This window comes from Trinickia sp., assembly GCF_051961175.1.
Lineage (GTDB): Bacteria > Pseudomonadota > Gammaproteobacteria > Burkholderiales > Burkholderiaceae > Trinickia.
Map to the genome: position 1 here is coordinate 1 of NZ_JBQCDN010000265.1, position 11,393 is coordinate 11,393.

Genomic DNA, 11,393 nt, shown 5'->3' on the forward strand with positions numbered 1-11,393 from the left:
GCCCCGACCCGGCCGGTGACGGGCGCGCGATGGCGCGGGCCGGCGGCGCCGCCGGCTTGGCGGCCTGTGTCCTCGGAGCCGGGCCGGCTGCGACGTTCGCCGCGCCGCGTTCGGCGCGGCGAACACAGGCAACGCGGCCAAGCCATGGCCGCAACCGGCTATCATGTGCGCAATTTGAAATTCGAGAACCCATGCGCCCGATCGCTGGAGAACATTATGGCTGCCCCCCAAGATAGCGTCAGCATGGCGCTGTTCTGCGACTTCGAAAACGTTGCCCTCGGTGTTCGCGACGCGAAGTTCGAAAAATTCGATATCAAGCCCGTGCTCGAACGGTTGCTGCTGAAAGGCAGCATCGTCGTCAAGAAAGCGTATTGCGATTGGGATCGCTATAAGGGCTTCAAAGCGTCGATGCACGAGGCCAGCTTCGAACTCATCGAGATTCCGCACGTGCGGCAGTCGGGCAAGAATTCCGCGGACATCCGGCTCGTCGTCGATGCGCTCGATCTTTGCTACACGAAGTCGCACGTCGATACGTTCGTCATCATCAGCGGCGATTCCGATTTCTCTCCGCTCGTCTCGAAGTTGCGCGAAAACGCGAAGAAAGTGATCGGCGTGGGCGTGAAGAATTCGACGTCCGATTTATTGGTCGCCAATTGCGACGAGTTCATTTTCTACGACGATCTCGTGCGCGAGCAGCAGCGGGAGAATGCCAAGCGCGAAGCGCGCGAGGCCAGTGTGGCCGCGAAACGGGCAGCCGACGAAGACAAGCAGCCGAAGGCCGAGATGGAATCGCGCAAAGCGAAAGCCATTGCGATCGCCGTCGAAACGTTCGATGCGCTCGTCTCCGAACGCGGCGAGAGCGGCAAGATTTGGGCGTCCGTGCTCAAGAGCGCGATCAAGCGCCGCAAGCCCGATTTCAGCGAGTCCTACTATGGCTTCCGCGCGTTCGGCAATTTGCTCGACGAGGCGCAAGCACGCGGTTTGCTCGAAGTCGGCCGCGACGACAAGTCCGGCGCGTTCGTCTATCGGCCGAGCCAGACGGCCGCGCCTGAGGTGACGCGGCACGCCCCTATCGAGGCGGCGGCACAGGAAAACGGCACAGCGACGGAGGCGGCCGGCAGCAAAGGCCGGAAGAAGGGCAAGGGCTCGCGTAAGCAGGGGCGTGAACAAGCGAGCGCGGCACCCGGCACGGCGATGCGGGAAACGGCGCCGAACATGGCGTCTGACGCAACGACGGAGCATGTCGCGACGGTTGCGGAGCCTTCGGCTCCTCCCGATATGCCCGCCGAGGTTGAGACCGCGGAACAAGCGCCGCCCAAGCCGCGCCGTGCGCGAAAGACACCGGCAAGGAAAGCTGCGCGCGCGGACGCAGGCGATGCCGCTGCCGCTGCCAGTAACGGTACGCAGGCTGCGGGGCCCGCCGAGGCACAACCGCAACCGCACGCGAGCGCGCCTGCCTCCGATGCCCCTGCCGAACCCAAGCGCGCAAAGGCCCCACGAAAATCCGCACCGCGGGCCAGCCGTCCGCGTAAGATCGCGGTCGACAACAACGGTGGCCAATAAACCGGCCGACTGACCGGTCGATGAATCAGCAGGAGAACGACAGTGTTTACGTGCAGGAATCAAAGCTGCCAAGCGCAATGGGAGCTGGCGGATATTACGATCAAGAATGAGGGACAGGGGCTGCTGTTCCGCTGCCCCATGTGCGGGGCGCGCAACTACGTCGAGCAGTTCGAGGCCGACGACGGGAAGATCGTCTATGAGCAAATCGAGGGCAAACCGTTCGTTTAACGCTTTAAACGGGGCAGGAGCAGCCTGTCCGGCCTCCCGATGAGCGGCTGGGCTGCCTTAGACACCACGGGCACCGCGGCCTCGTCCGCCGGGCTGTGGCGCGCCTTCTGGCTGGCCGCGAGTCAACCGGATGGGCGCTTAACGCGTTGTAACACATCATAAGTTGCTATATCGATCGATTGGTTGGTGTGGTCCCCACCATACCGGCTCGACGAACGGCATGCGGATGCCGTCGCCGTGGCTCGCCCGTCGTCGGTTTGTACGATCGATTCAAAGAAAATGCACGACGGAAGTCATCGAGATCGCAGTTCCAATGTCGTAGCCGCGTTTGTTGCGAAGGCGCGGCACGTCAATTACAAGCGTCTCGTCTCGCCGGCACTGGCGCTTGGCATCTGCTTTCTCCTGCTGCTGGCGCTGCAGCAGATCTCGCAGAGCATCGATTACCACTCGGTCACCCGGCTGCTGTTCCATATGGCCCCCGGGAAATGGGCTGCCGCGCTCGCCGCCACCGCGCTGAGCTTCGCCGCGCTCGTGGCGCGTGATGAAATCGGGCTGCGCCATGTCGACGCCAAGGTACCCCGGCCTCTGCTTTGGATCGGCGCGACCGCCGCTTCCGCGCTTGGCAATATCGCCGGCTTCGGCGCCCTGACGGGCGGCGCGGTGCGGTGCCGTGTCTACGGCGCGGCCGGCGTCACACCATCGCAAGTCGGCCGCCTCACGTTGTTCTCCAGCGGCTCGCTCATCCTGGCCATGTTGCTGATCAGCGCATTGGGGGCGCTCTGGGATACGGCGCCGCTCGCGGCCATGACGCATATCGCGCCGCTCGCCCTGCAGGCTGGCAGCGCGATCGTGCTGGCGGCGCTGGGTGCGGCCGTCGTCTGCTGCGGCCCCGCGACGAAGCGGATCGAAACCCGCTGGCGGCGCGTCACGCTCGACATTCCCTCGCGCGCCGGGTTGGTTTCGCAACTCCTCTTCGGCATCGTGGACATCGCGGGAGCGGGTGCCGCGCTGTGGGTCTTCTTGCCCACCGCCCATGCCAGCTTCGTGACCTTTCTGGCCATCTATTCGGCATCGCTGCTGCTCGGCATCGTCGGCCACACGCCCGGTGGCGTAGGCGTATTCGAATCGGTCATGGTGTTCGCGTTGCGCGGCGATATCGCTACGCCCTCGCTGCTGGCGGGGCTGGTCGCCTACCGTGCCGTCTATTTCGGTTTGCCGCTCGTGTTGTCCGCGGCCTTGCTGATCGGCTATGAGGGACGGGCGCTGCGCAAGCGCATCCCCCTCGGCCACGTCGCCCGCATCGGCCGCCTGGCGCCGCTCTTCCTGTGCCTGATCACGTTTGTCGTCGGCTCGATGCTCGTGGTCTCGAGTGCGACGCCGGCATTGGCGCGTCGTCTTGCGGTGTTGCGCGAGCTCGTGCCGCTCTGGGCGCTCGAGAGCTCGCAATTGGTCAGCGGTGTGCTCGGCGTGCTGTTGCTGTTCGTTTCGCGCGGCTTGCTGCGCAGGCTCGACGCCGCCTGGTGGGTCACCGTGGTGTTGACGGCCGTCAGCCTCGTGCTATCGGTTATCAAGGGGCTGGCGTTTGTCGAGGCCGGCGTGCTCACCACGTTGCTCGTCTTGCTGCTCGCCACGCGCCGCACCTTCAGCCGGCGCGCCGCGTTGTTCGCCGAGCCGTTCACGCCCGGATGGCTGATCTCCGTCGCCATCGTGTTGATCTGCGCGGCTTGGGTGATGTTCTTCGCGTATCGAAACGTGCCTTACCGAACCGAGCTGTGGTGGCAATTCGCGTTCCATCAGCCCGTTGCGCGATCGCTGCGCGCCATGCTCGCCTCGAGCCTGTTCGCGATGGCCTTCGCCATCTGGCAACTGCTGCGTCCGGCCGCGGGGCGTTTCGTGCATCCGAGCACGCAAGATTTGACCGATGCCGTGAAGATCATTCGCGCTCAAGAGCGGAGCGATGCCGGGCTGGCGATGATGGGCGACAAGAGTTTTTTGTTTTCCGATTCGCGAGAGGCTTTCTTGATGTACGCGAAGCACGGCCGGACTTGGGCGGCGTTGCATGATCCCGTGGGGCCACGCAGCGAATGGGCCGAGCTGATTCGAAACTTCGTCATGCTCGCGCACAAGCATGGCGGCCGTGCCGCGTTCTATCAGGTCAGGGCCGATTCGTTGCCGCTCTACCTGGATTCGGGATTGACGCTGATGAAGCTTGGCGAAGAGGCGCAGATCGCGCTCGAAAGCTTCGATCTGAACGGACCGAAGCGCGCCGCCCTGCGTTACTCGCTGCGCCGGGCCGAACGCGACGGATGTACGGCGGAAGTCATCGATGCGGCCGCTGTGCCCGAACATCTCGATCTGTTGAGAGGCATTTCCGACAGTTGGCTCGATAGCCGCTCCGCGCGCGAAAAGAGTTTTTCCGTGGCGGCCTTCAGCGAGGCTTATCTCGCGGCGCAATCGGTCATGCTCGTCCGACAGGACGGGGTGCCGGTCGCGTTTACCACCTTCATGACGACGGACCTGAACGTCGAGGCGACGGTGGGCGTGATGCGCCACGTATCGGATGCTTCGCCGCTCGTCATGGACTATTTGTTCGTGCAGCTCGCGTTGCATTTGAAGGGCGAAGGCTATCGCCATTTGAGCCTCGGGGTCGCGCCATTCTCGGGCGTGCGGTCGATGCCGCTCGGCTCGCCGCTTCATCAGCTGGGATCGCTGGTTTGGCGATTCGGCGGACGTTTCTATAACTTCCAAGGTTTGCGTGCGTTCAAGAGCAAGTTTCAACCGCGCTGGGAGCCGCGCTATCTCGCGGTATCGGGTTGGGCGAGCGCCGTGCTGACGCTGCTCGATCTTTCAATATTGGCGGGGGGACGCCGTTCATGACACTGCACGCAGCATTGACCAGGTTCAAGTGGCTGGCGTTGCTCGCCGGCGCATCATGGCTCTGCATGGGCGCGCACGCGGCCGAATCGCGCGTCTCGCACGTCTCGCACGTATCGGGCGGACGCTATGGCGACGTCACCGTCGAATGGCCGCAAGGCGAGATGCGTGGCTTCGTCGTGTTGTTCTCCGCGGGCAAGGGCTGGCGCGCGGCGGATTCGCAAGCGGCGCATGCCTTGGCCCAGGAAGGGGCATTGACGGTCGGCGTCGACACCAGCCGTTATGCCGCGAACCTCGCTGCGACGGGGCCGGCCTGTCGTCATCTCGACGGCGATGCGGAAGCCGTCAGTCATCAACTCGAACGTCAGTTGAAGTCGAGCCGGTATTTCGCGCCGATCATGGCGGGCACTGGCCAAGGGGCGACGCTGGCGTTGCACGTGCTGGCGCAAGCGCCTGCGAATACGATCGCTGGGGCGATCGCCATCGATCCCGAAGCGAAGCTCGATCATGACTTCGCGCAATGCCCGCCGGATCCGACGATCAGTCGCGGCAGCGCGTTGCCCGGCTTCGTCGAGACAGGTGTGACGGCTCAAGCCGGGATCGCCGCGGCGCAGGAGGCCCAACGTTCGGCGGTGAAAGAAGGCGCCGATACGCCGGGATTTCATTTCGGCAAAGATGCAGACCGCTTGATGGCACCCGTGTTGGCCAAGGCGCCACGGATCTTCGCGGCGACGACGACGCCTGCCGATCAACTCAGTGCATTGATCAAGCCGCATTTGCAGTCCGACGTTGGGGGCGAGCAAGATGTGTCCGATTTGCCGCTCATCGAATTGCCCGCGGCGCATCCACGCGGGATGCTGGCGATCGTCATGTCGGGCGACGGCGGATGGCGCGATCTCGACAAGACGATCGGCGAGCAACTGAGCAAGGACGGCGTATCGGTCGTGGGATGGGATAGCCTGCGCTACTTTTGGGGCGAGAAGACGCCCGAGCAGGTGAGCCGCGACCTCGCCCGCGTATTGCGCGTCTATGGCGCGCGCTGGCATGCGAATTCATTTGCGTTGATCGGTTACTCATTCGGTGCCGACGTCATGCCGTTCGCCTACGATCGGTTGCCTGCGGAACTGCGCGACAAGGTGGCGATCGTTTCATTGCTCGGGTTTGCGCCGGCGGCGGATTTTCAGATCCGCGTGACGGGATGGTTGGGGATGCCCGCCAGCGATAAGGCGTTGCCTGCCAAGCCGGCGGTCGACCGCCTTCCCGCCGGCCTCGTGCAATGCTTCTACGGCGCGGAGGAGACCGACACGCTGTGTCCCGCGCTGTCCGGTACGCAGGAAGTCATTCGCACGGCGGGCGGGCATCATTTCGGCCGCGGCTATGACGAGTTGGAAAAGCGCATCTTGTCCGGATGGGAAAAGCGGATGGGCGTGCGAGGGAGTGTGCACGAGGCGCACTGAAGCGATGGCTGGTTGCCGGTGCGGCTCGATCGCCCACCTACGGGGCCGCGTCAAGGCCGGTCTCCATCGGCCGCGCTTCTTCGTCGCGTAACCCACGGCTCATCTCGTCGCAGCTTTCCGACCACGCCGTCAACCACTGAGGCATTTGCGGCGGGGTCGCGTCGATGCCCATCTCCCGCACGAGCTCCCGTGGCGAGACGGTGCCTTCCGATGACCGAAACAACCCCCGCATCACGACCACCCCAACGACACGCTCCTTCCGGACAAACCGATGTTCGACGAAGGACCATTTATCGTCCCAGCCCAGCATGCGCGTGTGAATCTCGAACGATTCGAACAATCGTAGCTCGCGGCGAAACTTGCCCCATGTATCGCCGACGATCGGCACCGCCCGATGGCGAAGGGCGACCCGAAAAGCGCCGGTGCGCAGCACATAGTCCATGCGGCCAATATCGGCGAGCGTGAAATATCGTCCGTTCGTGACGTGCCGGTTCAGATCGAGATCGAACGGCCACACGCGCATGCGGATGCGGGTCGTTTCAAACGGATGGACAGGCTTGCGCCAAGGCCGGCGCGACAGCATCAGCAACAAACGAAACCAGAGATTCATAGGAGTGCAAATTGTTTTGAATCGTCACACTCTATCGATATGGATGCGCTTGCGATAGAGGTGAACATGATCCGCTTCAATGCGAAACAGGCGAACAACTGACGATCTAAATGGACATTCGACATCGCTGTTCGCAAACGGTCGGGCCTATTGTGCGGGGGCGACTGACGCGCCAACGATTCCGTGTCTGCTCAAGGCCTGAGCCACGAAACCCGATGCTTTCATTTCTTCGACAAACGCGCGGAGCGTTTCGGCAGCTGCGAGGCCGCGCGCCTTAGGCGTGCCCATGGCTTGTTGGATCACCATGAATCGTTCGTGGAGCAATCGAAGCCCGTGGGTTCGTTGCGCGTCGGCTTCGAGCTGTTGTTTGACGCCCGCCGCCACTTCGAGATGTTGTTCGAGGAACGTTTGCACCACGGTGGGCGACGACGGCGCGCGGACGATTTGCGCGGCTTTCAATTCCCGCGTGAGAAACAAATCATATGCGCTGCCTTTGCCGACGGTGACCCGGTGATGCGGTCGATCGACATCCGCGTTGGTTTGAATCGGCGAATCGTCGCGTACGAGATAGAAGCCCTCGATCAGAATGTACGGCGCCGTGAATTCGATCTTTTTGCCTCGCAGCGGATCGATCGCGAAAAATCCGAAATCCGCGCGCTCGTTGGCCACTGCTTCGACCGACTGACCTGCCGTATCGAAGACAACCAGCTCCAATTCGACGTCCAGCCGCTTCGCCAAGGCTCGAGCGAGGTCGATCGACACGCCGAACGGCTCGCCGGTTTCGGGGTGCTTGTTCGCGAGGATCGGGTTGCCGAGATTGATCGACGCGCGCAATTTGCCGGTGGGCGTGAATGCGGAAACGACAGCGGGATCGATTTTCATGGGCGCTTGAGTGGTTTTACCGCGTGGATGTATCGCGCGGCGTTGGGTTCGAGGGTGTCCGATTCTTGCGTCGCTCGATCAGGGTGTCACCTTCGAGGTAATCCGGCTTTTCGGCTGCGCTTCGGTTTCGGCTCAACGCCTATGCGCGGATCGCGCGCCAACACGAGCGCGACTACATGCTGAACAACCGATTCGAACGCTGGATCGTTTTGCGAAACATAGAGCCACTTGCCAAGCACCGGATGCGGCTGCAACGCGGGCATCTCTTCGATGAGCGACGCGTGATGGTCTTGCGATGTACAAACGAGCATCCCATTCCAAGGTTCGTCGCGCTCGCCGGCGGTAATACATAGGCGCCCGTCGATATAGGCGGCATCGGCGCTGAACATTCGTTTTCGCACATAGGTGGGATCACGCTCGAATGCTTCGAGAATCCAGTCGAGTGAGTTGCGTACGGTAGAGGGCATGGGCGAAGGCTCGGTGTTGATCGATGCGCGTTACTTGCCTCTGCGTCCCGCTTGACGCGCTTTCCACGCGGCAAGCGCCGCTTCGTACCGCTCGTATGCTTCTTCGTAAAGCTCAAAGACGCAAGGCGAACAGCCGCTGTGGCAGCAATCGTCTTGCGTCGGACGTTCGGGCGGTGTGGGACGCGGATCCGCTTGGGGCGGATCCTGTCGGTTAGCTTTGGGCACGGCGCGGCTTTAATCGCTATTTCTATGACTTGAAGCGTCTAGTATAAGGCGCCGTCCGTCCGCGCTCGTGCCCGTTCATTCATCCCGCGAGGACGGCGTCCGCATTGACATAGGGTTGCCCGAGCGCTTTGGCCACCGCTTCATGCGTGACCTGTCCCTCGCAAACGTTGAGGCCTGCGCGCAGATGCGGATCGTCGGTCATCGCGCGCTTCCATCCTTTGCTTGCCAAGGCGATCGCATGACCGAGCGTGGCGTTAGTGAGGGCGAACGTCGATGTCCGCGCCACGGCGCCGGGCATATTCGCAACGCAATAGTGGATGACACCATCGACGGTATAGGTGGGTTCCGCATGCGTGGTGGCGTGAGATGTCTCGAAGCATCCGCCTTGATCGATAGCGACGTCCACCACGACAGCGCCTTTTTTCATCGTCGAAATCATGCCGCGCGTCACGAGCCGCGGCGCCGTTGCGCCCGGAATCAACACCGCGCCGATGACGACATCGGCGCTGGCAACGCATCGCTCTATTGCATGGGCGCTCGAAAACATCGTCAGGATGCGATTGCCGTAAATCAGGTCCAATTGACGCAGGCGGTCGACGTTCGTATCGAGAATCGTGACGCGCGCCCCCATGCCGACGGCCATTTGCAGCGCGTTCGTTCCTACCATCCCGCCGCCGATGATGACCACGTGTCCCGGCGCGACGCCGGGCACGCCCCCGAGTAGCAGCCCCATACCGCCGCGCGGTTTCTCGAGGTGCGCCGCAGCAACCTGGATCGACATCCGGCCTGCGACTTCGCTCATCGGTGCGAGCAGCGGTAGCCCGCCGCCCGGGCCGGTGATCGTTTCATAGGCGACGCAGACGGCGCCGGAGGCAATGAGATCGGCGGCCTGTTCGCGGTCCGGGGCGAGGTGCAGGTAGGTGTAGAGGATTTGCCCGCGCCGCAACATCGCGCGTTCCACAGCCTGTGGCTCTTTCACCTTGATGATCATGTCGGCGCGCGCGAAGACTTCTTGTGCATCGCCGCAGATCGTCGCGCCGGCTGCGGCATAGGCGTCATCGGGCAGGCCGATGGCAGCGCCGGCATCCTTTTGCACGAGGACTGCGTGGCCGCGGCTCACGAGCTCGCGTGTGCCCGCAGGGGTCAGCCCTACGCGATATTCCTGGTTTTTAATCTCTTTGGGAACGCCGACCAACATGATGCACCTCCTCCGTGTAGGAATCGATAGATCGAATGTTCAGCCCAGGCTTGTGGCGAGGGATGATTGAACGACATACTACGCCGATGCGCCGGTAATCGAGTAGGCTGAGGCACTAAGCTAAGGACCTTTTTATCAAGGGTGCCTCCGGATGACAGATAGAAATTCCCCCCCGGGCGGGCATCACGCTTCGGCCCACTCGATCGTCGGTTCGCAACGAACCGGAAAATTCACCGAGTTTGCGATGTAGCATTTTTCATGGGCGGAATGATGCAGCCTTGCGGCCAGCTCCCGGTCATCGCCCGCGCGAATGACGACGCAAGGGCGCAGCACGACTTCGGCAAAGCGCCCTTCGTTTGGACCTTCGCGCATTGTCCCGTGCGCCTCGTCGAGATACGAAAGAACCCGAATCCCCGCATCCGCGCACAGATGCAGGTACCACAGTTGATGGCAGGCGGAAATCGAAGCCAAAAACAAATCTTCCGGGTTCCAGCGCGTCGCATCGCCACGGAACGCCGGGTCTGACGAGCCCGCAATCTCCGGCTTCGAGTTCGCGCGAATGGCGTGGTCGCGTCCGTATTCGCGATACCCGGATGTGCCGGTTCCTTGATTGCCTGTCCACTCCACCACAACGTTGTAGTGATGTTCGCCGTGTGTCATTGATGCCTCTCAAGGTTCGGAACAGTGAGTCTGATAGAACATAGTTCGTGCCGAACCGTGTCCCGTGGGATCGAATCCAGGAGCAAATGGTATACCAATATTCCAGACGGCGGATTGTCGCCGACTAAGGTTGCGACGGGAGTGGACGTCTTGTTATAGACCTGCATCACCGGGTCGGTAGAATCGCAGCGTTGTGGCGGCGCCCGCCTCAGCGGTGACGCTGCTTCTAAGCAATATTTTCGGAGGATCAATGCAAATCGACGTGAACATCGTGGCTTCATTGACAGATGAAGGCATCGGCGGAAATCCGGCCGGTGTCGTGATTGACGCGAATGGGCTCGACGCCGATCAAAAGCTGCATATTGCGAGGCAAGTCGGCCTGTCGGAGACCGCCTTCGTATCGAAGTCAGACATCGCACCGGTCAAGCTGGAGTTCTTCACGCCGACACGCCAGATCGCGCATTGCGGACATGCCACGATCGCAGCTTTTTCCTTGCTGCGGCAGCTTGGGCGAATCGCCGATGGTTGGTCTTCGAAAGAAACAATCGACGGCTGTCGACGCATCCTGATCCAGGACGATGTGGTGCTGATGGAACAGCGCTCGCCGATCTATCAACCGGTCACGGCCGGTTCGGCGCTCGCTACCAGGATTGCGGCTTCGATCGGCGCCAACCCGGCCAATATCTTCGATGTCGCAGTTCCGACTGTCGTTAGCACAGGCAATCGGTTTTTGACGATCGCCTTACGCGATGAACGTGCAGTGGCGGACGTCCAGCCGCAACATGAAGCGATCGAAGCAATCAGCGAAGAACTCGATTTGATCGGCTATTACTTGTTTTCGACGACGACCCGGGTTCCGGGTCGTCATGCCGGAGCGCGAATGTTTGCGCCGCGCTTCGGCATTCCCGAAGAATCGGCAACGGGAACGGCGGCTGGGCCGCTAGCGTGTTTTCTCTACGAAAAAATGGCTATCCAGGACCGGGAGATCGCGGTTGAACAGGGGCGGCTGATGCAGCCAGCGTCCCCCAGCCTCATCAAAGTGACGCTCGATACTGACGAGGGTGGAATTGTTCGGGTGATGGCGGGAGGCACTGCCGTCGACAAAGAGAGTAGGCGCGTGGAGATTTGACCGACGCGGCTCCCGCGGCGTCGGGCCAGATTGGGCGCGCTTGAATCAACCAGACATTCAAGCGCGCCCGGAGCCGCGGCTAGTGAACGCATCCACAAAG

At 62.2% G+C, this 11,393-nt stretch carries 11 protein-coding genes; 5 read left to right on the top strand and 6 right to left on the bottom strand.

The window, feature by feature from the left end; all coding sequences use genetic code 11:
• Positions 1-216: 216 nt before the first annotated feature.
• From ACTHL0_RS15830 to ACTHL0_RS15845, 4 genes are all read left to right on the top strand, one after another.
• Positions 217-1,563, top strand: a complete 1,347-nt coding sequence (locus ACTHL0_RS15830; protein WP_440567757.1) for an NYN domain-containing protein — start codon at positions 217-219, stop codon at positions 1,561-1,563.
• 42 nt (positions 1,564-1,605) lie between these two features.
• The gene (locus tag ACTHL0_RS15835; RefSeq protein WP_440567758.1) at positions 1,606-1,791 is read left to right on the top strand and encodes a hypothetical protein; all 186 of its coding nucleotides are present in this window, start codon (positions 1,606-1,608) and stop codon (positions 1,789-1,791) included.
• A gap of 279 nt (positions 1,792-2,070) precedes the next feature.
• Entirely contained in the window at positions 2,071-4,668 is a 2,598-nt protein-coding gene (mprF, locus tag ACTHL0_RS15840; protein WP_440567759.1) for a bifunctional lysylphosphatidylglycerol flippase/synthetase MprF, read from the top strand.
• Positions 4,665-6,122 (top strand): AcvB/VirJ family lysyl-phosphatidylglycerol hydrolase, encoded by a 1,458-nt coding sequence (locus ACTHL0_RS15845; protein WP_440567760.1) that lies wholly within the window; start codon positions 4,665-4,667, stop codon positions 6,120-6,122. Before mprF ends, ACTHL0_RS15845 begins: the two co-directional genes overlap by 4 nt.
• A 37-nt stretch (positions 6,123-6,159) precedes the next feature.
• Here the strand turns inward: ACTHL0_RS15845 and ACTHL0_RS15850 are convergent, their stop codons facing one another.
• From ACTHL0_RS15850 to ACTHL0_RS15875, 6 genes are all read right to left on the bottom strand, one after another.
• Entirely contained in the window at positions 6,160-6,732 is a 573-nt protein-coding gene (locus tag ACTHL0_RS15850; protein ID WP_440567761.1) for an acyl-CoA thioesterase, read from the bottom strand.
• A 147-nt stretch (positions 6,733-6,879) separates the two neighbouring features.
• Positions 6,880-7,614 carry an ABC transporter substrate-binding protein gene (locus ACTHL0_RS15855; protein ID WP_440567762.1) on the bottom strand — a complete coding sequence of 245 codons (735 nt, stop codon included), beginning with the start codon at positions 7,612-7,614 and terminating at the stop codon, positions 6,880-6,882.
• Positions 7,615-7,700: 86 nt separating this feature from the next.
• Positions 7,701-8,081: a hypothetical protein gene (locus tag ACTHL0_RS15860; RefSeq protein ID WP_440567763.1), complete on the bottom strand. Its 381-nt coding sequence runs from the start codon at positions 8,079-8,081 to the stop codon at positions 7,701-7,703.
• 30 nt (positions 8,082-8,111) lie between these two features.
• A complete protein-coding gene (locus ACTHL0_RS15865; RefSeq protein WP_440567764.1) occupies positions 8,112-8,306 on the bottom strand; it encodes an oxidoreductase-like domain-containing protein in 195 nt (64 codons plus the stop codon).
• A gap of 79 nt (positions 8,307-8,385) precedes the next feature.
• Complete coding sequence (gene ald, locus ACTHL0_RS15870; RefSeq protein WP_440567765.1) at positions 8,386-9,504, bottom strand: alanine dehydrogenase; 1,119 nt, start codon at positions 9,502-9,504, stop codon at positions 8,386-8,388.
• 183 nt (positions 9,505-9,687) lie between these two features.
• Positions 9,688-10,164, bottom strand: coding sequence for an OsmC family protein (locus ACTHL0_RS15875; protein ID WP_440567766.1), 477 nt, complete (start codon positions 10,162-10,164; stop codon positions 9,688-9,690).
• A gap of 214 nt (positions 10,165-10,378) precedes the next feature.
• Between ACTHL0_RS15875 and ACTHL0_RS15880 the strand changes: the two genes are divergently transcribed.
• Positions 10,379-11,293, top strand: a complete 915-nt coding sequence (locus ACTHL0_RS15880) for a PhzF family phenazine biosynthesis protein (protein WP_440567767.1) — start codon at positions 10,379-10,381, stop codon at positions 11,291-11,293.
• Positions 11,294-11,393 lie beyond the last annotated feature (100 nt).

Bases quoted from the DNA above. Each gene is read 5' to 3' on its own strand.
- ACTHL0_RS15850 (WP_440567761.1), bottom strand. From the start codon at position 6,732: ATGAATCTCTGGTTTCGTTTGTTGCTGATGCTGTCGCGCCGGCCTTGG.
- mprF (WP_440567759.1), top strand. From the start codon at position 2,071: ATGCACGACGGAAGTCATCGAGATCGCAGTTCCAATGTCGTAGCCGCG.
- ACTHL0_RS15855 (WP_440567762.1), bottom strand. From the start codon at position 7,614: ATGAAAATCGATCCCGCTGTCGTTTCCGCATTCACGCCCACCGGCAAA.
- ACTHL0_RS15830 (WP_440567757.1), top strand. From the start codon at position 217: ATGGCTGCCCCCCAAGATAGCGTCAGCATGGCGCTGTTCTGCGACTTC.
- ACTHL0_RS15845 (WP_440567760.1), top strand. From the start codon at position 4,665: ATGACACTGCACGCAGCATTGACCAGGTTCAAGTGGCTGGCGTTGCTC.
- ACTHL0_RS15860 (WP_440567763.1), bottom strand. From the start codon at position 8,081: ATGCCCTCTACCGTACGCAACTCACTCGACTGGATTCTCGAAGCATTC.
- ald (WP_440567765.1), bottom strand. From the start codon at position 9,504: ATGTTGGTCGGCGTTCCCAAAGAGATTAAAAACCAGGAATATCGCGTA.
- ACTHL0_RS15875 (WP_440567766.1), bottom strand. From the start codon at position 10,164: ATGACACACGGCGAACATCACTACAACGTTGTGGTGGAGTGGACAGGC.